The 21,715-nt window shown below is 69.1% G+C and carries 19 protein-coding genes and 1 pseudogene; 10 read left to right on the top strand and 10 right to left on the bottom strand.

Going from position 1 to position 21,715, the window contains the following annotated elements; translation table 11 throughout:
* The 3 genes and pseudogenes from D466_RS24110 to D466_RS24105 all read left to right on the top strand — a co-directional run.
* A pseudogene (locus D466_RS24110) lies at positions 1-138 on the top strand (IS5/IS1182 family transposase); the annotation flags it as partial.
* 462 nt (positions 139-600) lie between these two features.
* Positions 601-1,266: a recombinase family protein gene (locus D466_RS0116020; RefSeq protein WP_018914723.1), complete on the top strand. Its 666-nt coding sequence runs from the start codon at positions 601-603 to the stop codon at positions 1,264-1,266.
* A 91-nt stretch (positions 1,267-1,357) separates the two neighbouring features.
* Positions 1,358-2,134 carry a hypothetical protein gene (locus tag D466_RS24105; RefSeq protein ID WP_156004368.1) on the top strand — a complete coding sequence of 259 codons (777 nt, stop codon included), beginning with the start codon at positions 1,358-1,360 and terminating at the stop codon, positions 2,132-2,134.
* A gap of 227 nt (positions 2,135-2,361) precedes the next feature.
* On the opposite strand, the gene D466_RS24100 is transcribed toward D466_RS24105, so the two are convergent.
* From D466_RS24100 to tsaB, 8 genes are all read right to left on the bottom strand, one after another.
* Positions 2,362-3,606, bottom strand: a complete 1,245-nt coding sequence (locus D466_RS24100) for a hypothetical protein (RefSeq protein ID WP_156004366.1) — start codon at positions 3,604-3,606, stop codon at positions 2,362-2,364.
* Between the two features lie 12 nt (positions 3,607-3,618).
* Positions 3,619-3,975 carry a hypothetical protein gene (locus tag D466_RS24095; protein ID WP_156004364.1) on the bottom strand — a complete coding sequence of 119 codons (357 nt, stop codon included), beginning with the start codon at positions 3,973-3,975 and terminating at the stop codon, positions 3,619-3,621.
* Positions 3,976-4,305: 330 nt separating this feature from the next.
* On the bottom strand, positions 4,306-5,289 hold the full coding sequence (locus D466_RS0116015; protein ID WP_026285368.1) for a site-specific integrase: 984 nt from the start codon (positions 5,287-5,289) through the stop codon (positions 4,306-4,308).
* A gap of 132 nt (positions 5,290-5,421) precedes the next feature.
* Positions 5,422-5,928: a cyclic pyranopterin monophosphate synthase MoaC gene (moaC, locus tag D466_RS0116010; protein ID WP_018914721.1), complete on the bottom strand. Its 507-nt coding sequence runs from the start codon at positions 5,926-5,928 to the stop codon at positions 5,422-5,424.
* Positions 5,929-5,959: 31 nt separating this feature from the next.
* Complete coding sequence (gene pyrF, locus D466_RS0116005; protein WP_018914720.1) at positions 5,960-6,784, bottom strand: orotidine-5'-phosphate decarboxylase; 825 nt, start codon at positions 6,782-6,784, stop codon at positions 5,960-5,962.
* Between the two features lie 9 nt (positions 6,785-6,793).
* The gene (locus tag D466_RS0116000; RefSeq protein ID WP_018914719.1) at positions 6,794-7,723 is read right to left on the bottom strand and encodes a uracil-DNA glycosylase; all 930 of its coding nucleotides are present in this window, start codon (positions 7,721-7,723) and stop codon (positions 6,794-6,796) included.
* Positions 7,724-7,734: 11 nt separating this feature from the next.
* Positions 7,735-8,235 carry a ribosomal protein S18-alanine N-acetyltransferase gene (gene rimI, locus D466_RS0115995; protein WP_018914718.1) on the bottom strand — a complete coding sequence of 167 codons (501 nt, stop codon included), beginning with the start codon at positions 8,233-8,235 and terminating at the stop codon, positions 7,735-7,737.
* Positions 8,232-9,002: a tRNA (adenosine(37)-N6)-threonylcarbamoyltransferase complex dimerization subunit type 1 TsaB gene (gene tsaB, locus D466_RS0115990; protein WP_018914717.1), complete on the bottom strand. Its 771-nt coding sequence runs from the start codon at positions 9,000-9,002 to the stop codon at positions 8,232-8,234. The genes rimI and tsaB overlap by 4 nt, the downstream gene beginning before the upstream one ends.
* A gap of 165 nt (positions 9,003-9,167) precedes the next feature.
* On the opposite strand from tsaB, the gene dacB reads away from it, so the two are divergent.
* The 3 genes from dacB to D466_RS0115975 all read left to right on the top strand — a co-directional run bounded on the left by dacB (position 9,168) and on the right by D466_RS0115975 (position 12,937).
* A complete protein-coding gene (dacB, locus tag D466_RS0115985) occupies positions 9,168-10,622 on the top strand; it encodes a D-alanyl-D-alanine carboxypeptidase/D-alanyl-D-alanine-endopeptidase (protein ID WP_196803500.1) in 1,455 nt (484 codons plus the stop codon).
* Positions 10,623-10,720: 98 nt separating this feature from the next.
* On the top strand, positions 10,721-11,449 hold the full coding sequence (locus D466_RS0115980; RefSeq protein WP_018914715.1) for a response regulator transcription factor: 729 nt from the start codon (positions 10,721-10,723) through the stop codon (positions 11,447-11,449).
* Between the two features lie 3 nt (positions 11,450-11,452).
* Positions 11,453-12,937 carry a sensor histidine kinase gene (locus D466_RS0115975; protein ID WP_018914714.1) on the top strand — a complete coding sequence of 495 codons (1,485 nt, stop codon included), beginning with the start codon at positions 11,453-11,455 and terminating at the stop codon, positions 12,935-12,937.
* A gap of 46 nt (positions 12,938-12,983) precedes the next feature.
* On the opposite strand, the gene D466_RS0115970 is transcribed toward D466_RS0115975, so the two are convergent.
* Positions 12,984-15,611: a DNA topoisomerase III gene (locus D466_RS0115970; protein WP_018914713.1), complete on the bottom strand. Its 2,628-nt coding sequence runs from the start codon at positions 15,609-15,611 to the stop codon at positions 12,984-12,986.
* Positions 15,612-15,734: 123 nt separating this feature from the next.
* Between D466_RS0115970 and D466_RS0115965 the strand changes: the two genes are divergently transcribed.
* Genes D466_RS0115965 through D466_RS22940 form a run of 3 tightly spaced genes read left to right on the top strand, consistent with a single transcriptional unit; the run spans position 15,735 to position 18,082 of the window.
* On the top strand, positions 15,735-16,232 hold the full coding sequence (locus D466_RS0115965) for an SET domain-containing protein (RefSeq protein ID WP_051083772.1): 498 nt from the start codon (positions 15,735-15,737) through the stop codon (positions 16,230-16,232).
* 13 nt (positions 16,233-16,245) lie between these two features.
* Entirely contained in the window at positions 16,246-17,088 is an 843-nt protein-coding gene (locus D466_RS22040; RefSeq protein ID WP_018914711.1) for a biotin--[acetyl-CoA-carboxylase] ligase, read from the top strand.
* Between the two features lie 19 nt (positions 17,089-17,107).
* Complete coding sequence (locus tag D466_RS22940) at positions 17,108-18,082, top strand: hypothetical protein (protein ID WP_026285364.1); 975 nt, start codon at positions 17,108-17,110, stop codon at positions 18,080-18,082.
* Between the two features lie 181 nt (positions 18,083-18,263).
* On the opposite strand, the gene D466_RS0115950 is transcribed toward D466_RS22940, so the two are convergent.
* Positions 18,264-19,466: a M20 aminoacylase family protein gene (locus tag D466_RS0115950; RefSeq protein WP_018914710.1), complete on the bottom strand. Its 1,203-nt coding sequence runs from the start codon at positions 19,464-19,466 to the stop codon at positions 18,264-18,266.
* 126 nt (positions 19,467-19,592) lie between these two features.
* Between D466_RS0115950 and D466_RS0115945 the strand changes: the two genes are divergently transcribed.
* Positions 19,593-21,713, top strand: coding sequence for a molybdopterin-dependent oxidoreductase (locus D466_RS0115945; protein WP_081629991.1), 2,121 nt, complete (start codon positions 19,593-19,595; stop codon positions 21,711-21,713).
* The last annotated feature ends 2 nt before the right edge of the window (positions 21,714-21,715 follow it).

Here is a 21,715-nt window from a genome sequence, read left to right as displayed (position 1 = left end):
GTCATCAAGCGGCTGTGGGGCTTCAGCAAGGTGCGCTATCGCGGACTGGATAAGAACGCGACGCGCGCGTTCGCCGCGCTGGCCTTGAGCAACATCTTCATGTGCCGAAATCGGCTCATGGCACAGGTGCGTCCATAAGGGCGCAAGGCGGGTCGAAAGGCTCGCGAATGAGGCCCGATGGGCGCCAAATCACCCTCATCGAATCGAGTTCCCGCATCCTGAAATCGTAGGGCCCGGCTTCTGCAAAAACAGGTGCTTCTTCAGCGTTGCCTTAGGTCGCGTTGGCGCCACGCCGATTCCGTGCACTTGGGCGCTGAACGGGATGTTCGACGCCCCTCGGCGTATCGGTCCCAGATGTAAGGATCGGCGCTGCCAGGGTCGGAACGAGGAACGCAATACCTCCAAGTCTCGCCTGTTCTTATAGGACATCGATCTCCTGCGCCGGGGAGATGACGCTCGCGGCGTCAACCCCATCCTCGCCGAAGCAACACCTCGCCGGCGCCGTCCTTGGCCTGCACACGCCGGCGTCCTACGGTTGGACCCATCGTGTCCACATACAGGACGAGCGTCCTGGAATGAGGACAGCAACCGGAGAGCAGCATGCAGGGGAAGCAAGCCGTCGTCGCCTACTACCGAGTCAGCACCAGCAGGCAGGGAGCCTCTGGTCTCGGGCTGGAAGCACAGCGTCAGGCCGTGATGAGCTACACCAGCGGGCGCAGCGAGACGATGCTGGCCGAGTTCACTGAGATCGAGACCGGCAAGGGGGCCAACGCTCTCGACAGGCGTCCCGAGCTGCGCAGGGCACTGGAGCTGTGTCGACGGTCAGGTGCCACCCTGCTCATCGCGAAACTGGACCGTCTCGCTCGCAACGTGCACTTCGTCAGCGGGTTGATCGAGACCGGCGTGGACTTCGTCGCGGTCGACATGCCCAACGCGAACAAGGTCATGATCCAGATGCACGCGGTCATGAGCGAGTGGGAGCGCGACCAGATCAGCGAGCGGACCAGGGCGGCATTGGCTGCAGCAAAGGCCCGTGGCGTCGTTTTGGGGGCCACAGGACCGGCAAATCTCGCAAGGCATACCAGGGCACGTCAGGGTGCCGCCAGAGCGTTCAGAGAGCGATTGAAGCCTGTTCTGGACGGGTGTCTTGCCCAGGGGATGAGTCGACGCGCGATCGTCGTGTATTTGAACGACATGGGGCTGAAGGCGCCGAGGGGTGGGGCGTGGTGTTTGGGGCAGGTGCAGCGGCATTTGGCCCAGCAGTGACGCTCTACGTGAGATACTGTCAAAAATTGCAGGTCGGAGCGGAAATGTTCTCCGTCAATCGTAATGCGACACTTAATGCTCGGGGGTTGTTGTGAAACTGACTGATTGGCTCGCATTGATAGGTGCCGCCGCTTGGGTCCCGCAGCTTGTTACCTGGGTTATCAGCTTCTTCTCGCGATCGAAAGTGGTTGTTTTCCCAGCCGCAACAGCCGAAATTTGCTACGGCTCTTTCGGTTCGGCGATAAATATAGGATTCGTCTTTTCCGCCAGCCAAAAGGCCGCCCTGATTACAGGTTTCGCGCTCCAAGTTACGCGATCCGATGGCGCGCGAAAGGAATTTACCTGGACCGGCCTAAATGAGACTATAAGCGAAATAACGGATGCCTATGGAAATAAGCAAATTGTTAAGCGGGCGCAAATCCCGGTCGCTCTTAAGGTTGGCACCGATGACGTAAAAGATAAAATGGTCCTAACGCTGGATGATGAATATTCCAAAGAAAACGACAGGCTCTCCATCGCCGTAGTGAGTCGCATCGACACAATTCGATCAGGCTCCGGAAGCATTGAAGAGATATTTCGGACTCAAGAGTATCGTGATTTGCTTCAATTTCGCAAACGAAATTTTTGGTGGATACCCGGAGGTTATCGAATCGAGATTTCCGTTTCTTCGGCGTCGCCAATCATTTTCCAGCGAAATATATTCGCCTTGGAACTCTCTTCGATAGACTCTGATCGATTGAGGTCAAATGTCGATCTCCTGGAGTCTGACGCCAGAAACGCGATCATGAGAAATTTTGGTCAGAAATCCCTGGAGGAGGCGCCGCTCGTGGTGCCGGTTAATGCTTATCCTCGCCTTGTAAGAAATTAATCTCGAGTTCCGAGGGCGCGCGATGTCGATGGCCGTTCAGCGGAACGCTCGTGGTATTTCGGATCAGGTGGCATCCTCTTCCGTCGGATTACGCCTCGCGCGTTAGATTCTTCCATAAGCGGAAGGCGGCGACGTTCTCCAGCCACGCTTGCGATTCCCATGGATCACTCTCGTTGGCGGGTGGATAAATAATCCTTATATAAGAAAGGCCCGCCAATATAAAGTTCTCAACTGCCTTCGTCGCGATGAAGAAGCGGGGCACGCAAAGCGGTCATAACTGGGCGCAGGAAATTCATTTCTGCAACGCGGCCGTTTTCGGATTCTGACTCGTCCAGCTCCAGACGAGGTTGCGCGTCGCCCTCGCGTATTATACGAAACGCCATACGTTTTTCCAAGCCTTCGCCGGAAGCGCCGACAATTTGAAGGTGCTCGCCAATTATCGGGAGATTCCTCGTCGGCGTTCTATGTCCCGCTTCAAGCCTGCGCACCCAAGACTCACCAATCCAAATAACCCCGGCCGCTCGAAGATTTCTGATTCGATCTCCGACGTGACGCCAAAATATGTATTTATCTGCTTGGTCATCAAAGTTTGTTGATAGTATTAAAATTGGACGCCAGTTGTGGTCGAAGACATGAAGGATTGGGATGTGATTTCCGTAATGATTAAATGTCGCCGCCGCCATGTCAACCAACATACTGAAGGCGCTAAGGAAATCCCTTTGACCACCTAGAGACTGCTGAGACGCTTCAATGTGTTGCAGAAGTTCGCCCGGCGGCACGAAATTCTCATCGCGCTTTAGACGCTCCTGCCCCAAATGGAAGTGCTCTAAGCCATTCAATTTTATATATTCAACCTGCCTCGCCTGCTCTCGCTGCAACTCCAGGGGTTCGGGTTTTCGAATTGAGAGGTCAATTGTGGATCCCAAGTGGTGCGCCAGGCTGTCGCAGCATTCGAACAGCTTCGCGTAGATATAATTTACCGCTCGCAAAAGCTCCCACTCGGGCAAAGATGCCGCAATCCAACGCCGCTCAATTTTAACAACGGCGGCGTCGGATATCCCGGATGGTAGGTTCTTTTGCGCGAATCGAATTAATCTCTTTAGATTTGCGTGAAGCAAAAGATCGCAACCGACATCAACTTGCAGATCTTCCTCCTCAAAATAGGAAAATACTAGAGAAAGAGATAGGGTGCTGTGCAGTTCGAGGTCGCCCTCTTTTTCTATTGTGTTCCTCGACTCAATGGCCCATCGCATCAGGATGTCGTCGGCCCAAGGCCGGCGAACGCTCTCTGCATACCACTCATTGAAACCAACGATTTCCGCTTTTCGCTTCTGGATTAGAAAGGTTACGGTCCGCGCCGTTTGCAGAAATTGATTTATATTCATCCGAAATAAATCCGGATCAAAATAGGTGGCGTGGCAAGATGTCACCAAATGTGCCAGGTCACCAAGTCTTCGCTCCCAGGGGCGCATGTCAACCTCGAATCAAGTTTTGGGGCGTGCTTGCTCGCCGTTTGATTCACAAAAGGCCTGAAGCAAGAACGGGAGCTTCGCCTTGTCAATGACGAGGTCCGAGAAGCGTAGGCCTCGTTTTAATCGCCTTCCTACCCATACCTTCCATGGGCCTCCAAGCCGGCAGACCTCTCGCGTATCGGGATCAAGGAAGGCGTCCTCAAATTTCTCAGTTCGGCGCAGCCTTCCAACAATCTGCGTCGACTCATAGCCGAGCGCGCTGGCAAGCATCGGAAGAGTCACTCTGTTGATTGCCATTGCGTCAACGATCAGGTGGATGGCCGCATCCTCCGTCGTGGCCGAAGGCGTCGGGGCGGGCGCTTCGAGCATGTTGTGTCCCTAGTTCGAGTTGTTGTGAAGCGGCTCAACAAGCGGGTTGAGAATTTGGCCAGAACCCTGCCACACTGTCAGGCAGACAGCGGTGCACGCTGGGACGAGCGATGAAGCACCTGAAGCCCAAGCCCCGGGGTGTGTGCTGGCGGAAGCCGACAAAACGAAAAGGCCATCCTACGATGGCCTTGTTGTCGTTGACCCTAAGAGCTGGATCCTTTGTCCTGCCTTTGCCTGCGGCGAGGTGTCCGGTCCCGGATGTCCTTGATCCTGCAGGAGTGCCTCAGCGGGTCCAGCCTGCGGGGTAGTTCTCGGCCAACCGCACGAGCGCTATCCCAGTTTGAGGGCGATCTCGCTCGCCTGCGGGTGAAAGTATCGCTTGAGCATCTGCAGTGACTCGTGACCCGTCAAAGCAGCAAGCTCGATCACGTTTGGCAGCTTGCGCGCGATTCGACTGGTAGCCGTGTGTCTCAGGTCATGAAAGTGCAAGCCACGCAAACCTGCGCGTCCTGCCGCTCGCGAGAAGGCAGCCTCCATCGCAGCGATACCGATCGGGAAGACACGTCCAGGTTGAGGCGAACCGGTCGACTCGATCACGCGCACCACGCGTGACGACAACGGCACGTAGCGCGGGCGCCCATTCTTGGTCATCGGAAGGAATGCGACGCGCCTGACCAGATCGACATGCTCCCATTGCAGGGTCAGCAACTCTCCCCGCCGCATCGCCGTCTCGATGGCAGCAATCACCAATGGCCGCATGTAGGGATTCCGCCGCCCGCGTGGCTCAAGTTCCTCCAGCAAGCGCAGCTCTTCAACTTCCGACAACACGCGGTCGCGCCCCGCTGGTGCCGCCGGCTTGCGCACCAGCGCGACCGGGTTCTGAATGCGAATGCCCCACTCCCGCCGGGCGTGGTTCACGATCGAGGACAACACCGCCAGGTCTCGAATCACCGTGGCTGCCCCGCAGACCTGAAGGCGCTCATCCCGGTAGCGAGCGACCTCCTGAGGAGCCAAGTTGGCCACGCTGAGCCCGCAGATCCGGTTGCGCAGCATCGCGTTCAAGCGGATCACCTCGTCACGCGCACCGCGCTTGCTGGGAGTCACCTCGACCATGTAGCGCCGCACCAGGTCGCCGAGCGTGGTGCGCGCGACCTCTCGTTGATCGGCGAACTCGCCTCGGTCCATCTCCCCTTCGACCGATCGAGCCCATCGCTCGGCCTCGGCTCTCGTCGGGAAGGTCTTCACCTCATCCGGATAGCCGGCACGGCGCACCCGCGCCTGCCACCCCGTTCCGCGCTTGCGGAAAGCTGCCATGTCGTTCCTCGCTGGGACAAACGAGGGACAAAAGCCCCATGGCGGGCTCTCCAGGCTTCGGGAAGGGGATGGGTGCTGCACGCCCCCATCAGCGTCACCAGCGCGCTGCAAACGCGCCGGAACGCTTGTCGATCAAGGAGTTGCGCCGCCCGCCACCCAGTCCCCCGACTTGCCGCCATGCTTTTCCAGCAGCTTGACGTCGGTGATGGTCATGCCGCGGTCGGCGGCCTTGCACATGTCGTAGACGGTGAGCAGGCCCACCTGCACGGCGGTCAGGGCTTCCATCTCGACCCCCGTGCGCCCGCGCGTCTCGGCGCGCGCGGTGCAGCGCACGGCGCTTGCGGCACGGTCGATCTCGAGCTCCACGGCCACGCGGGTCAGCGCGATGGGGTGGCACAGCGGGATCAGGTCGGAGGTGCGCTTGGCGGCCATGATGGCGGCCAGGCGGGCCACGCCGAGCACGTCGCCCTTGCGCGCGTTGCCGGATTCGACCAGCGCCAGCGTGGCCGGCAGCATGCGGATCATGCCGGTGGCCACGGCCACGCGAGAGGTCTCGTCCTTCGCGCCCACATCGACCATGTGGGCCTGGCCGGCAGCGTCGAAATGGGTCAGCGGCGAGGCGGGGTCGGAAGGCGGCATGGGGCGGGCGAGGCGAAGGATTCCGGGAGCTTCAAAGGGGCGCGAGCTCGGCCATGGTGTCGCGCAGGCGCTCGGCCTCGTCGCGCGCGGCGGCGGCGAACTGGCTGCCGGGCGCCGCGTACAGCACGCTGCGCGAGGCGTTGATCAGGAAGCGGTCGCCGGCGGCGCGCACGGTGGCCTCCAGGTCGCCGCCCTGCGCACCCACGCCAGGGATCAGCAGCGGCAGGTCGGGCGCCACCGCGCGCACCGCGACGATGTCCTGCGGGCGCGTGGCGCCGGTGACCAGGCCGAGCTGCCCGTTGCGGTTCCAGGGGCCGGCGGCCAGGCGCGCGACGCGCTCGAACAGGCGTTCTCCGGGCGCCTCGGCGTCGCGCAGCCCCAGCGCCTGCAGGTCGTCGCTGCCGGGGTTGGAGGTGCGGCACAGCACGAACAGGCCGCGCTCGGGGTAGGCCTCCATGTACGGGTCCAGCGAATCGCGCCCGAGGAAGGGCGAGACGGTCAGCGCGTCGGCGCCGTAGCGCTCGAAGGCCTCGCGCGCATAGTGCCGCGCGGTGGAGCCGATGTCGCCGCGCTTGGCGTCGAGGATCACCGGCACGCCGGGCGCGTTCTCGCGGATGTGGCGGATCAGGCGCTCGAGCTGCGCCTCGGCCCCGACGGCCGAGAAATGCGCGATCTGCGGCTTGTAGGCGCAGACCAGGTCGGCCGTGGCGTCGACCACGGCTGCGCAGAAATCGAAAAACCGCGAGGTGTCGTGGGTCCACGGCGCCGGCAGGCGCTCGGGTTCGGGGTCCAGGCCCAGGCACAGGCGGCTGGAGTTGCGCCGGCAAGCGGCGAGCCATTGGTCGAGGAAGCGCATGCGCGGATTTTAGGCGCCCTGCCCTTCGAGCAGGTCCTGCGCCAGGCAGAGGTCGGCCCAGGCCTTGGCCTTGTCCTGCGGCGTGCGCAGCAGGTAGGCGGGGTGGTAGCTGACCACCAGCGGCGTGCCGTGCCAGTCCCAGGCGCGCTGGCGCAGGCGTCCGATGGGCTCGGCGCTTCCGGTCAGGGCCTGCGCCGCGAAGCGCCCCAGGGCCAGCAGCAGGCGCGGGCGCACCAGCTCGATCTGGCGCTGCAGGATGGGCAGGCACTGCTCGATCTCGTCGGGCTCGGGGTTGCGGTTGCCGGGCGGCCGGCACTTGATGACGTTGGCGATGTACACGGTACGCACCGGATCCTCTCCGGCGCGGCTCAGCCCGCAGGCGCGCAGCATGTTGTCCAGCAGCTTGCCTGCCGCCCCCACGAAGGGTTCGCCGATGCGGTCCTCCTCGGCGCCCGGGGCCTCGCCGACCACCATCACCCGCGCCTGCGGGTGCTCGACACCGAACACGGCGTGGTGGCGCATCGAGCCCAGCTTGCAGGCGCGGCAGTCGTGGGTGAAGGCCTGCAGCGGTTCCCAGGCCAGCGAGCGCACCTGCTGCAGGCGCTGCTCGTTCACCGGCGCGGGCGTGGCCCGCGCGGCCGGCGCCTCGCGGGGCGGCACCGGCGCGCCATGCCCTCGCTCAGTCCGCTCGGTCCGCTCGGTCCGCTCGGTGGCAGCCGGCGGGGCGTCGCGGGCGGGCGTGCCGCGGGTTGCGCCGGGCGCGTCGGAGACCTGCGCGCGACGGCCCTGAGGCGTGGGTGCCGCGGCGGCGCCGGGCAGCGGCGGCAGCAGCGCGGCCAGTTCGGCCGGGTCCAGCGCGTCGCGCGGCACCCAGGCCTGTTCCAGGCCGAGTGCGTGCAGCATGGCCAGGCGGCGCGGGTCGAGCAGCGGGTGGGGCATCGTGGGCACCTTCAGTCCATGCCCCGGCGCCGGCGCAGGGTCTCCACCGGGCAGGACATGACGATGGCGTCCTCGCGCCCAGGCTTGCCGTCCACCAGGGCCGGGTAGTAGGCGCGCCGGCGTGCCACCGGGTGCAGCCCGTAGCCCTCGTACAGGCGCAGCGCGCGCTGGTTGCTGGGGCGCACCTCCAGCCACAGCAGCGCGGCCCCGTGCAACGTGGCGCTGAGCACCACGCCGTCGAGCAATTGCAGGCCGATGCCCTGCCCCTGCAGGCGCGGCTCGACCGTGATGTTGAGCAGGTGCATTTCCTCCACGCCGGCCAGCGCGACGTAGTAGCCCTGCATGTCGCCGCTTTCGTCGCACAGCACCTGGGCGACGTAGCCGGCGGCCAGCGAATCCGCGAAATTGCCGCGGCTCCAGGCGAACTCGTAGGCGCGCACCTCGATGTCCATGACGGCGTCGAGGTCGCTCATGCGCATTTCGCGCAGGCCGGTGCGGGCGACCTGAATCATGCCGGGGACTTCGACGCCGCCGCGGCGGCCTTGGCGCGTGCGCGCTCGTCGCTGGTCAACGCGACCTTGTCGCGCACGTACAGCGGGCGGGCGTCGGCCGCCTGCACGCTCTCGCCGCGAACATGCGCGGCGCGCGCCAGCGCCGCCACCGCGGCGGCCTGCGGCGCCACCGTTCGCGCCGCGCTCAAGGCGGGGGCCCAGCCGGCGCCCAGCGCCTCGCCCAGGGCCTGCGTGTGCTCGACCCAGGCGTTGCCGCACAGGGGCAGCGCGCCCGGGTCGTCGCCGAATTCCCGGCGCCAGCAGGCCGCGGCATCGCGCGGCGACTGCACGTGCGAGGGCCCGGCCAGGCGCCAGCTTCCGGCCGCGCATTCGGCGCGGGCCCAGTACAGCTCGCCCATGCGCGCGTCGTCGGCCGCCAGCACGCAGCCGTCGCGCAGCGCGGGCTCGGCCGCGGCGGCCACCGCCAGCAGCGTGGGCACCGGCACCACCGGGCAGCGCAGGCCGCGCGCCAGGCCCTGCGCGGCCGCGCAGGCGGCGCGCAGGCCGGTGAAGGCGCCGGGGCCGGCGCCGAAGCCGATCAGCCCCACCTCGGCCAGCGTGCGGCCGGCTTGGGCGAGCAGTTCGCCCACCAGCGGCAGCAGGCGCTGCGAGGCGCGCGCGCCTCCCGGCTCGGTGCCTTGCAGCACGCGGCCGTCGCCGAGGTCCAGCGCCACCGAAAGCCACTCGGTGCTGGAATCGAAGGCGAGCACGATCGACGGGGAATTCACGGGAGTTCGAACGGAGAAATGCGGGGCATCCGGCGCCGCGGGATGCGTCCCGGCGCGCAGCCCGCACCGAGCCTGTGCAGTGTAGCCGCGCGGGCGCATCCATCCACGCCCGCGGCATTAGCATCGGGCCGTCCCCGGCACCTCGCCCGCGCCCCCACCCACGCCATGTCCATGCCACCGAACCGCCCCCTGCCCGACCCCCGCCGGCGCCACGCCATGCTGCTCGCGGGGCGCGCTGCGGCCGGGCTGGCGCTGGCCGGCGCGGCCGGCGGCGCCAGCGCACTGCCGGCGGTGCTGGCGCTGCCGCGCCCGGTGCGCCTGGCGCTGCACTCCGCCGGCATCGACCCCGCGCATTGCAGTTTCGTGCTGCGCGACCTGCGCCTGGGCACGGCGCTGGTGGATTGGCAGTCCGATGCGCCGCGCAGCCCGGCTTCGGTGCTCAAGCTGGTGACCATGTACGCGGCGCTGAACCTGCTGGGGCCGGATTACCGCTGGCGCACCCCGGTCTACGCCATCGGCCCGCTGCAGGACGGAGTGCTGGCCGGCGACCTGGGTTTCGCCGGCAGCGGCGACCCGCACCTGATGGCGCAGGACCTGTGGCGCCTGGCGCTGCGCCTGCGCGGGCTGGGGCTGCGGCGCATCGCCGGCAACGTGGTGGTGGACCGCAGCGCCTTCAACCTTCCGCCGCACGACCCCGCGCAGTTCGACGGCCGGCCGCTGGCTCCCTACAACGTGGGGCCGGACGCCTTCCTCGTCGGCTTCGGTAGCGTACAAATGCACATGGAGGCGCAGGGCGGCGCGGTGCGGGCCTGGACCGAGCCGCCCCTGCACGGCTTCGCGCCGCGCCTGCCGCGCCTGGAGCCCGGAGCCTGCGGCTCGCCGGACGCGCGCCTGCACCCGGATTTCAGCCAGACCCTGGCTCCCGACCTGCAGGGCAGCTGGAGCCCCGAATGCGGCGAGATGGACTGGAACCTGGCCGCGCTGATGCCCGCCGACGACTTCGTGCAGGCCGTGCTCGGCGCGGTGCTGCGCGATGCCGGCATCGAATGGACCGGCACCGTGGTGTCGGGGCGCATTCCGCCGGGCGCGCACCTGCTGAGCACCTGGGAGAGCGAGCCGCTGGCGGTGCTGGTGCGCGACATCGACAAGTACAGCAACAACGTGATGGCGCAGCAGGTGTTCCTGACCCTGGCGCTGCATGCGGGGCTGGCACCGGCGGATTTCGGCCGTGCCGCGCAGGTGGTGCAGCAGTGGCTGGACGCGCAGGGCCTGGCCATGCCCGACCTGGTGCTGGACAACGGCTGCGGGCTGTCGCGCGTGGCGCGCATCAGCGCGCGCGACCTCGACCGCCTGCTGGGCGCGGCCTGGCGCGGACCGTTGATGCCCGAGTTCGTGGCCTCGCTGCCGCTGTCGGGGGAGGACGGCACGCTGCGCCGACGCCTGGGCGGCAGGCTGCGCGGCATGCTGCATGCCAAGACCGGCACCCTCGACGGCGTGCTCGGCCTGGCCGGCTACCTGCAGGGCGACGACGGCCGGCGCCGCAGCGTGGTGGCGCTGGTCAACGACCCGCGCGCCGAGCAGGCCTGGCCGGCGCTGCAGGCGCTGCTGGAGCACGGCTGAGAAGCCGCCGGCGCGCTCCGTCCCGGGGCCGCCCGCCAGCTTCTAGAATGGCGCGAGCAGCCGCCAGCAGCTGCCGATCCGGGAGGGAGGAGACCGCGATGCGCATCCTGATCGCCGAGGACGACCAGGTCCTGGCCGACGGCCTGACCCGCTCGTTGCGCGCCAGCCACTACGCCGTCGACCAGGTGGGCGACGGCCTCAGCGCCGACCATGCGCTGCACTCGGGCAGCTTCGACCTGCTGATTCTCGACCTGGGCCTGCCGCGCCTGTCGGGCTTCGAGGTGCTCAAGCGCCTGCGCAGCCGCGGCGACAGCCTTCCGGTGCTCATCCTCACCGCCGCCGACAACCTGGAGGACAAGGTGCGCGGCCTGGACCTCGGCGCCGACGACTACATGGCCAAGCCCTTCGAGCTGGCCGAGCTGGAGGCGCGGGTGCGCGCGCTGACCCGCCGCGGCATGGGCGCCACCAGTTCGGTGATCCGCCACGGCCCGCTCAGCGTGGACCTGTCGGGGCGCGTGGTGATGCTGGACGAGCGCGTGGTCGACCTGTCGGCGCGGGAACTGGCCTTGCTGGAGGTGCTGCTGCAGCGCGCCGGGCGCCTGGTCAGCAAGGACCAGCTGGTGGACCACCTGTGCGTGTGGGGCGAGGAGGTCAGCACCAACGCCATCGAGGTGTACATACACCGCCTGCGCAAGAAGATCGAGACCGGTCCGGTGCGCATCGCCACGGTGCGCGGGCTGGGCTACTGCCTGGAGCGCATCGTCGGCTCGCGCGCGGGCGACACGGCCGCGCCGGGCGCCGGCGGGCAGCCGGCACAGGTCGCCTGAGCCATGTCCGTGGGCGCCACCACGCCCGTGGCGGCCGCCGCCGAGGCGCCCGCGGCCGGGGATCCCGGCGCCGGCCCCAAGCTGCGGCGCCAGCGCTCGCTGTTCGGCGAGATCCTGGACTGGATGCTGGTGCCTCTGCTGCTGGTGTGGCCGCTGGCCATCGGCATCACCTTCCTGGTGGCGCAGGCCATCGCCACGCAGCCTTTCGACCAGGGCCTGCAGCGCCGGCTGGGTGTGATCGCCGCCTGGGTGGAGAGTTCCGGGGCCACGCTGCCGCGCGAAAGCGCCGTGGCGGGCACCCAGCCCCCCGGCGGGCTGCTGACCCAGTTGCGTGCCGGCGACGGCCGCGTGCTGGCCGGAGACCCGCGCCTGCCCGACGCGCCGGACGCGCAGTGGCCGCGCGACGGCGCCGCGCACCTGCGCGACGCCGACGTGGGCGGGCAACGCATGCGCATCGCCTGGCGCTGGGTGCCGGCGCCTCATGCGGGCCTGCTGCTGGTGCAGGTGGCCGAGGGACTGCAGCAGCGCTCGGAACTGGCGCGCAACATCGTCCGCGGGGTGATCCTGCCGCAATTCGTCATCGTGCCGATCTCCATCCTGCTGGTGTGGTTCGGGCTGGGCCAGGGCATCATCCCTCTGGACGAGTTGCAGGCGCGCATCCGGCGGCGGCGCCCCGACGACCTCAGCCCCATCGACCAGCGCGAGGCCCCGGAGGAGATCGCCCCGCTGGTGGACTCCATCAACAGCCTGCTGGGGCGCCTGGAGCATTCCATCCACACGCGCAAGCGCTTCATCGCCGACGCCGCGCATCAGCTCAAGACGCCGCTGGCCGGGCTGCGCATGCAGGCCGAGCTGGCGCAGCGCCAGACCAACCCGGAGGAACTGCGCACCAGCCTGCGCCAGATCGAGGTCTCGGTGGTGCGCACGACCCGCCTGGTGAACCAGCTGCTGGCGCTGGCGCGCGCCGAGAACCAGGGGGTGCTGGCGCAGCGCAGCCCGGTGCTGCTGGACCTGCGCCAGCCGGTGCGCGACGCGCTGCAGGAACTGGCTCCGATGGCGCTGGCCAAGTCCCTGGAGCTGGAATTCGATGCCCCCGAGCACGCGCTGTGGGTGCGGGGCAATCCCATGCTGCTGCAGGAACTGGCGAAGAACCTGCTGGACAACGCCATCGCCTACACCCCCCCGGGCGGAGGCGTCGCGGTGCGCCTGCGCCAGCTGGACGAGCAGGTGATGCTGGGGGTGGAGGACACCGGGCTGGGCATCGCGCCGCCCGAGCGGGAGATGGTGTTCAGGCCCTTCTACCGCGTGCTCGGCACCGGGCACGACGGCAGCGGCCTGGGCCTGTGCATCGTGCAGGAGATCGCGCGCCAGCACACCGCCGCGATGAGCCTGGACGACAACCCGATGAGCGCCGACCCGGCCTGCCCCGGGCTGGTGGTGCGGGTGCAGTTCCCGGGAGCGCCTGCACCCGGGGCCGAGCCCTCCTGAGCCGGCGCCGCGGGCGCGGCGCCCGGCCCTGGCGCCACCGCCGCGCTCAGCCGCGGGTCTTGCGCGCCGCCGGGGCTTTTTTCGCCGCCGGGGCCTTGGCAGCCGCGGTCTTCGTGGCGGTGGTCTTCGCAGCAGCGGACTTGGCGGCGGGCGCCTTGGCCGCCGCGCTCTTGCGCGCGGCGCCGCCCTTCGCCGCGGGGCCGCCCGGCCGGGGGGCGAACTCGAAGCCCACCTTGCCGTCGGGCTGGCGCACCAGGAAGGCCTTGAACTTGCGTCGCGTGCGCGCCGAGACGAAGCCGTCGAGCAGGTCGGTGCGCCCGTCCACCAGCAGCTTGCGCAGCTGCGCGGCGTCGACGGGCTGCTGCAGGATCATCTTGCCGGTGCGGAAGTCGCAGCTGGGCTGTGCCCCCACGCTGTGCTCGCAGACGTAGGAGCTGCCGGCCTCGAACACGCGGCCGCCGCATTTCGGGCAGGCGCCCAGCGGCTCCTGGGCGCTGAAATCGGGCGCCTCGGAGGATTCGCCGGGAGCCGCCTGACCGAAGTCGAACTCCAGCTTGTACTGGCCGCTGCCGCCTTCACGCCCCAGGCGCAGTTCGGCGGAGAAGGGGCGCCCCATCTTGCTGCGGAATCCGCTGAGCGGCCCCAGGTGCTTGTGCTCCAGCAACTGCTCCACCTCCGACAGCTCGAAACTGCGCCCGCCCGGGTGCTTGCCGATGGAGAAATCGCACTGGGTGCACGCGAAGCGGTGGTAGTTCTCGCGCACCACGCCGCCGCAGTTCGGGCAGGGCGTGCCCAGCGTGGCGTAGTCGCCCGGCACGCTGTCGCGGTTGAACTCCTTGGCGCGGCGCACGATGGCCTCGGTCATCTGCGCGATCTCGTGCATGAAGGCGTCGCGGGGCATCTGCCCGCGTTCCATCTGCGCCAGCTTGTGCTCCCACTCGCCGGTGAGCTCCGGCTTGGTCAGCTCCTCCACGCCCAGGCCGCGCAGCAAGGTCATGAGCTGGAAGCTCTTCGCGGTGGGCACCAGTTCGCGCCCCTCGCGGATCATGTACTGCTCGGCCAGCAGGCCCTCGATGATGGACGAGCGCGTGGCCGGGGTGCCCAGGCCCTTGCCGGCCATGGCCTCGGCGTAGTCCTCGTCGTCGACCATCTTGCCGGCGTTTTCCATCGCGCTGAGCAGCGTGGCCTCGGTATAGCGCGCCGGCGGTCGGGTCTTGAGCTCGAGCAGGTTCACCGACTCGGCCAGCACCTTCTCGCCGGCGGCGACGGCCGGCAGGTCGGCTTCGTCGCCCTGCTGCGCGCGGCCGTGGATCTCCAGCCAGCCCGGCACCACCAGGATGCGGCCCTCGGTGCGGAAACGCTGCTCGCCGATGCGGCTGATGCGCGTGGTGACGAGGAATTCCGCGGCCGGGTAGAACACCGACAGGAAGCGCCGGGCCACCATGTCGTATAGCTTGGCCTCGGCCTCCGACAGCGCGCCCGGCTGCTGGTTGGTGGGGATGATGGCGAAGTGGTCCGACACCTTGGAGTTGTCGAACACCCGCTTGCTCGGCTTCACGTAGCCCTGGTCCAGCGCGCGCCGCGCGAAACCGGACAGCGGCCCGCCCGCGTCGCTCATCGCGTGCAGGGTGTCGCGCGCCACGCCGACGTAGTCCTCCGGCAGGTGGCGCGAGTCGGTACGCGGGTAGGTCAGCGCCTTGTGCCGCTCGTACAGCGACTGCGCCAGCGCCAGGGTCATCTTGGCGGAAAAGCCGAAGCGCGAGTTGGCCTCGCGCTGCAGCGTGGTCAGGTCGAACAGTGCCGGCGACATCTGCGTGGTCGGCTTGGATTCGTCGTGCACCTCGGCGCTCGCGCCGCTGCAGGCGTCGACCAGCGCCTGGGCCTGCGCGCGGTCCCAGAGGCGGTCGGCGCGGCGGTCGGCGTCGGCGTCCTTCTTGAATTCCGGGTCGAACCACTTGCCCACGTAGCCGCCGGCGGCCGCCGCGAAATGCGCCTGCACCTCGAAATAGGGCCGCGCCACGTGGCGGCGGATCTGCTCCTCGCGCGCCACGACCACCGACAGCGTGGGCGTCTGCACGCGTCCCACGGGGGTCAGGAAAAAGCCCCCGTCGCGCGAATTGAAGGCGGTCATCGCCCGCGTGCCGTTGATGCCCACCAGCCAGTCGGCCTCGCTGCGGCAGCGCGCGGCATCGGCCAGCGGCAGCATGTCGGCGTCGCTGCGCAGGTGCTCGAAGCCGTCGCGGATGGCCTGCGGGGTCATGGACTGCAGCCACAGCCGGCGCACCGGCTGGCGCGCGGAGGCGTATTGCTGGATCAGGCGGAAGATCAGCTCGCCCTCGCGCCCCGCGTCGCAGGCGTTGACCACCGCGGTCACGTCCTTGCGCTTGAGCAGCTTGACGATCGCCGACAGGCGCGAGCGGGTCTTCTCGATGGGCTTGAGGTCGAAATGCGGCGGCACCACGGGCAGGTGGGCGAAGCTCCACTTGCCGCGCTTGACCTCGAAGGCCTCGGGGGCGCCGATCTCCACCAGGTGGCCGACCGCCGAGGTCACGACGTAGCCCTCGTTCTCGAAGTACTCGTCGTGCTTGTCGAACTTGCCCGCGACCGGGGTGAGCGCGCGCACGATGTCTTGTGCGACGCTGGGTTTTTCGGCGATGACCAGGGTTTTGCTCATGGCTTGGGTTTCGTCACGCGGGGATCATGAATGATTCGCGTATTTACAATGGCGCGCGGATATCCTTTGGCCCTTTGCGGCCACATCGCCCCTTTTTCTACTGTAACCACATTCGTGTCCGCGTTGCTCAACCGTCCCCGGCGCCCGCGCGCCAACCCCGCCCCCGCCGCGCAACACGGCCCCCGCACCGAGGTGCGGCAGTCCCCTGTTCACGGCAAGGGCGTATTCGTGCGCCGGCCGATGGCCGAGGGCGCGCGCATCCTCGAATACCGCGGCGAGCGCATTTCGTGGAAAGAGGCGCTGCGCCGCCACCCGCACGACCCGGCGCAGCCGAACCATACCTTCTATTTTTCCCTGGAGACCGGCGGGGTCATCGACGCCAACGTGGGCGGCAACAGCGCGCGCTGGATCAACCACTCCTGCGCGCCGAACTGCGAGGCCCGGGAAATCGAGGGCCGCGTGTTCATCCACGCGCTGCGCGACCTGCGCGCCGGCGAGGAACTGTTCTACGACTACCACCTGAGCCTGGACGAACGCCACACCCCCAGGCTCAAGCGCGAATACGCCTGCCGCTGCGGCGCGCCGGATTGCCGCGGCACCATGCTCGCGCCCAAGCGCTGAGAAGGCCCAGCGCGTGAGCGTAGCCGCCCCCGCCGAGCCGAGCGCCTCCCCGCGCGCTGCGCCTTCCGAGGACCACGCGGCCGCGGCGGCGCTGCAAGGCGCGCTGGAGGCCGCGGGACACGCCTGCGGGGTGCGCTGGTTGGCCGAGACCGGCTCCACCAACTCCGACCTGCTGGCGCAGGTGCGCGCCGGCCGCGGCATGGTGCAATGCCTGGTCGCCGGGCACCAGAGCGCCGGCCGCGGCAGGCGCTCGCGCAGCTGGCAGGACCAGGCGCAGGACGGCGCCGGCGCGGCGCTGCTGTGCTCGCTGTCGTGGCCGCTGCCGCGCGGCTGCGAGCTGTCCGGGCTGAGCCTGGCGGTGGGCGTATGGCTGGCGCAGGCGCTGCAGGCGCTGGGGCTGCACGGCGCCGCCCTGAAATGGCCCAACGACCTGCTGCTGGGCCCGCGCAAACTGGCCGGCGTGCTGGTGGAGGTGGCCGACGCGCCGCAGGCGCGCTGGGCGGTCATCGGCATCGGCCTGAACCTGCGCGCCCCGCAGGGCCTGGAACAGGCCGCGAGCCTGCAGCAGGCGGGCGTGCAGGCCGGGCGCTGGCAGGTGCTGCAAGCCCTGCTGCCGCGCCTGCTGTCGGGCCTGCAGGGCTTCGCGCAACACGGCTTCGCGCCCTGGATGCAGGACTGGAACCGGCTGCACGCCTGGGCCGGGCGCCCGGTGCGGGTGCTGGGCGAGGACGGCACGCCGGGCCTGCAAGGCCAGGCGCTGGACGTGGACGAGCACGGCTTCCTGTGGCTGCGAACCGCCCAGGGACGCGAGCGCGTGGCCAGCGGCGACGTGTCGCTGCGCGTGCAGGAACACTGAGCCGGGGAGCCGAACGAACATGTTGCGCAAGCTGGTGTTGCTGCTGCTGCTGGGCAATCTGATCCTGTGGGCCTGGTCCCACGGAGCACTGACCGGCTTCGGCTGGGCCGCACCGGGTGCCGGCGAACCGCAGCGCCTGCGCGAGCAGGTGCACGCGTCGAACCTGGCGCTGCTCGGCCCGGACGGCCAGCCGCTGACGGCCTCGGTGCCCGCGGCGCCGGCGGCCCCGGCCTCTCCGCCGGCCACCCGGGCAGCCTCCGCTCCTGGCTCTTCGCCAGCATCTTCGGCGGCCTCCTCGGCGTCGGCTGCATCGTCGGCCGCGTCTTCGCCGGCCTCGGCGGCTTCGTCGGGCTCCAAGGCCCGTCCGCCGGGTTCGGGCTCACCGGCGGCGAGCTCCGCCACCGGGGCCTCCGCATCGGCGCCCGCCCCGGCCGCCACCGCCACCGCCACCGCCTCCCACACGGCCGCGGCCGCGGCCGCGCCCGCGCGGGGCGCCTCGGGCACGCTGGCCCAGGCCACCGCGCCGGCCGCCACCTGCCTGCGCATCGGCCCCTACGCGGACCAGGCCGACGCGAAACTGGGCGCCGCGCTGCACGCCGCCGGCCTGCAGGCCCAGGCGCAGCGCCAGGACCTGCCCGAGCAGTGGATGGTGCTGATGGGCCCCTATGCGAACACCGCCGACCTGCAACGCAAGCTCGACGAGCTTCGCCGGCTGTCGCTGCCCGCGGGCAGCTTCATCCAGGTCACCGGCCGCCCGCGCTACGAGCCGGGCATTTCCCTGGGCGTGTTCGACCAGCGCACGCAGGCCCAGACCCAGCTCAAGCACATGCAGGCCCACGGCGTGCAGACGGCCCACGTGGTGCAGCGCAACCTCGGCATGCAGGCCCTGTACTGGGTGCTTCCCGCCCTCGACGCCGCGCAGGCCCAGCGCCTGCGCGCCCTGCCGGCGCTGCACGCCGCCGGCATGCACGCGCAGGACTGCCTGGCGCACTGAATCCCGCGCGGCGCGCCGGGTGAGGCCGCGGCTCAGGCATATCGGTTCCCCAGGATGCGCAACGGCTCCAGCATGCGTGCCTGGCACTTCCGTGCCGGCGTGGGGATGCAAGACCTGAATGCCCCGCTTGTGGGCGTGGGCGCCGCTGCCCGCCCTGGCCTGCTCCTCGGCGGGGCTCGGCTCAGGCGGCCGCGTCCTGGCTCAGCCAGCGGTGCACCAGATGCACCCAGAAGCTGGCGCCCAGGGGCAGGATCTCGTCGTTGAAGTCGTAGCTGGCGTTGTGCAACGTGCAGGGGCCCGCGCCATGGCCGGGCAGGCGGTGGTCGCCCGCGCCGTTTCCGATGATCACGTAGGAGCCCGGGCACTGCTGCAGCATGTAGGAGAAGTCCTCCGCGCCCATCGAGGGCTCGAAGGCCAGCACGCCCTGCTCGCCCACCAGGTCGACCAGCACGCGGCGCGCGAACTCGGTGGGCCCGGCGTGGTTCACGGTGGGCGGGTAGTTGCGCGAGAACTCGAACTCGCAGCTCAGGCCGAAGGCCTGCGCGGTGTGCGTGGCGATGCGCTGCATGTTCGCCTCGATCATGTCGAGCAGCGCGGTGCTGAAGGTGCGCACCGTACCCTGCAGTTCCACGGTGTCGGGAATGACGTTGGTGGCCTCGCCGCCGTGCACCATGGTCACCGAGACCACGCCGGCCTCCAGGGGGTTCTTGTTGCGGCTGACCACGCTTTGCAGCGCCAGCACGATCTGGCAGGCCACCGGCACCGGGTCCAGGCCCAGGTGGGGCATGGCCGCGTGCGAGCCCTTGCCGCGCACGACGATGCGGAATTCGTTGCTGGAGGCCATCACCGGGCCGGTGTTCACCGCGAACTTGCCCGCCTCGATGCCCGGCCAGTTGTGCATGGCGAACACGGCGTCCACCGGGAAGCGCTCGAACAGGCCGTCGCGCAGCATCTCGCGCGCGCCGCCGCCGCCCTCCTCGGCCGGCTGGAAGATGCACACCACGCGCCCGGCGAAGTCGCGCTCGCGGCTGAGGTGGCGGGCCGCCGCCAGCAGCATCGCGGTATGCCCGTCGTGCCCGCAGGCGTGCATGCGCCCGGGGTGCCGGCTGGCATGGTCGAAGCTGTTCTTCTCGGTCACCGGCAGCGCGTCGATGTCGGCGCGCAGCCCGATGGCGCGCGTGCCGGGCTTGCGCCCCTGGATGACCCCGACCACGCCGGTGCGCCCGAGCCCGCGGTGCACTTCGATGCCCCAGTCCTGCAACTGCTGGGCGATCTTGTCCGAGGTGCGGCGCTCTTCGAAACAAAGTTCAGGATGAGCGTGAATATCCCGACGAATCTGCCGAAAAAGAGCCGCTTCAGCGACGATGGAATCGATGATCTGCATGTCCAACCACCTCGGGACTCCGGGCCGCGGCGGCCCGGGCTGTACCGATTGTCGCGCAAGCGCGAGACACGGGCATCCGCGCGCGTGCGTGTATTCGGCAGGATCAGCGTCTAGACTGACGAAACCATGTCGACGCTCCCGGATTCCTCCCCAGCATCCTCCCTGAGTGCCTCCGCTGGCGCTGAGGCCGGCCTGCGCGTGGTGCGCGCCGCCTGCCCGCACGACTGTCCCGACACCTGCGCCATGCTGGTGGGGGTGCGCGACGGGGTCGCGGTGCAGCTGCGCGGGGATCCGCAGCACCCGACCACCGCAGGCGCCCTGTGCACCAAGGTGTCGCGCTACCTGGAACGCACCTACCACCCCGAGCGCGTGCTGCAGCCGCTGCGCCGCTGCGGACCCAAGGGCAGCGGGCAGTTCGAGCCGGTGTCCTGGGACCAGGCGCTGGACGACATCGCGTCGCGCCTGCGCACGCTGGCCGCGGCGGACCCCGAGTCCATCCTGCCCTACAGCTACGCCGGCACCATGGGCTTCGTGCAGGGCGAATCGATGGCGGCGCGCTTTTTCCACCGCCTGGGCGCCAGCCTGCTCGACCGCACCATCTGCGCCAGCGCCGGCGCCGAGGGGCTGCGCCAGGTGCTGGGCGGGCTGGTGGGCATGGACGTGGAGCAGTTCGCCCACAGCCGGCTGATCGTCATCTGGGGCAGCAACAGCATCACCAGCAACCTGCATTTCTGGTCCCTGGCGCAGCAGGCCAGGCGCGCGGGGGCGACCCTGGTGTGCATCGACCCCTGGCGCAACGAGACGGCGCGGCGCTGCCACCTGCACCTGCAGCTGCGCCCCGGCACCGATGCGGCGCTGGCCTGGGGACTGATGGGCGAGCTGGTGCGCAACGACTGGCTGGACCACGACTACATCCGGCACCACACCCTGGGCTTCGAGGCGCTGCGCGAGCGTGCGCTGGAATGGAGCGCCGAGCGTGCCGCCGAAACCTGCGGCCTGGAACCGCAGCAGGTGCGCGAGCTGGCGCGCCTGCTGGGCACCACGCGCGCCGCCGGCATCCGCGTGAACTACGGGCTGCAGCGCGTGCGCGGCGGCGGCAACGCGGTACGCGCCATCGCCTGCCTGCCGGCACTCACCGGCGCCTGGCGCGAAGCCGCCGGCGGCCTGCTGCTGTCGAGCTCGGGGCATTTCGCGGTGGCGCACGATGCGCTGGAGCGGCCGGATCTGCTGGGCGCGCGGCGCCCGCGCACCATCAACATGTCCACCATCGGCGACGCGCTGCTGCACCCCGGCGGCGAGGGCTTCGGCCCGCGCATCGACGCGCTGGTGGTCTACAACAGCAATCCGGCGGTGGTGGCGCCCGAGTCGGCCAAGGTCCTGCAGGGGCTGCGCCGCGAGGATCTGTTCACCGTGGTGCTGGAGCATTTCCGCACCGACACGGCGGATCACGCCGACTACGTGCTTCCGGCCACCACCCAGCTGGAGCACCTGGACGTGCTCAAGTCCTACGGCCACCGCTACTGGGTGGCCAACGAGCCGGCCATCGCCCCCGTGGGCCAGGCGCGCCCGAACTCGGCGATCTTCCGCGAACTGGCCGCGCGCATGGGCTTCGACGAACCCTGTTTCCTGGACAGCGACGAGGCGATCGCCGGGCAGGCGCTGGCCGAGGACCCGCGCAACGCCGGGCTGGACTTCGCCACGCTGCGCCGCCGCGGCTGGGGCAAGCTGGCGGTACCCGACGCGCCCTTCGCCGAAGGGGGCTTCCCGACGCCCAGCGGACGTTGCCAGTTCGTCTACCCGCCCGACCAGGAGGCCGGGCGCGACCCCTTGCCGCAGGTGATCCTGCCCCACGAATGCGCGCAGACCCGCCCGGACCTGGCGGCCCGCTACCCGCTGGCCCTGCTGTCGCCGCCGGCGCGCAATTTCCTGAACTCGAGTTTCGTCAATGTGGAGTCTTTGCGCGCGGGCGAGAAGGGCCCGCAGCTGCTGGTGCACCCGCGCGACGCGGCCGCGCGCGGCCTGCGCGAGGGCCAGGAGCTGCGCTGCTTCAACGACCGCGGCGAGATGCGCGCGGCCTGCCGCATCACCGAGGACACGCGCGAGGGCCAGGTGATCACGCTGGGGCTGTGGTGGCGCAAGCTCTCGCCGGACGGGCGCAGCGTCAACGACCTGACCCACCAGGGACTCACCGACCTGGGCGGCGGACCCTGCTTCTACGACTGCCTGGTGGAGGTGGCGCCGGCCTGAGC

Origin of the sequence: Thiomonas sp. FB-6 (assembly GCF_000377645.1) — a bacterium.
Classification (GTDB): domain Bacteria; phylum Pseudomonadota; class Gammaproteobacteria; order Burkholderiales; family Burkholderiaceae_C; genus Thiomonas_A.
The sequence above is the reverse complement of the archived record's forward strand: the minus strand, read 5'-3'. Positions and strand labels throughout refer to the sequence as shown.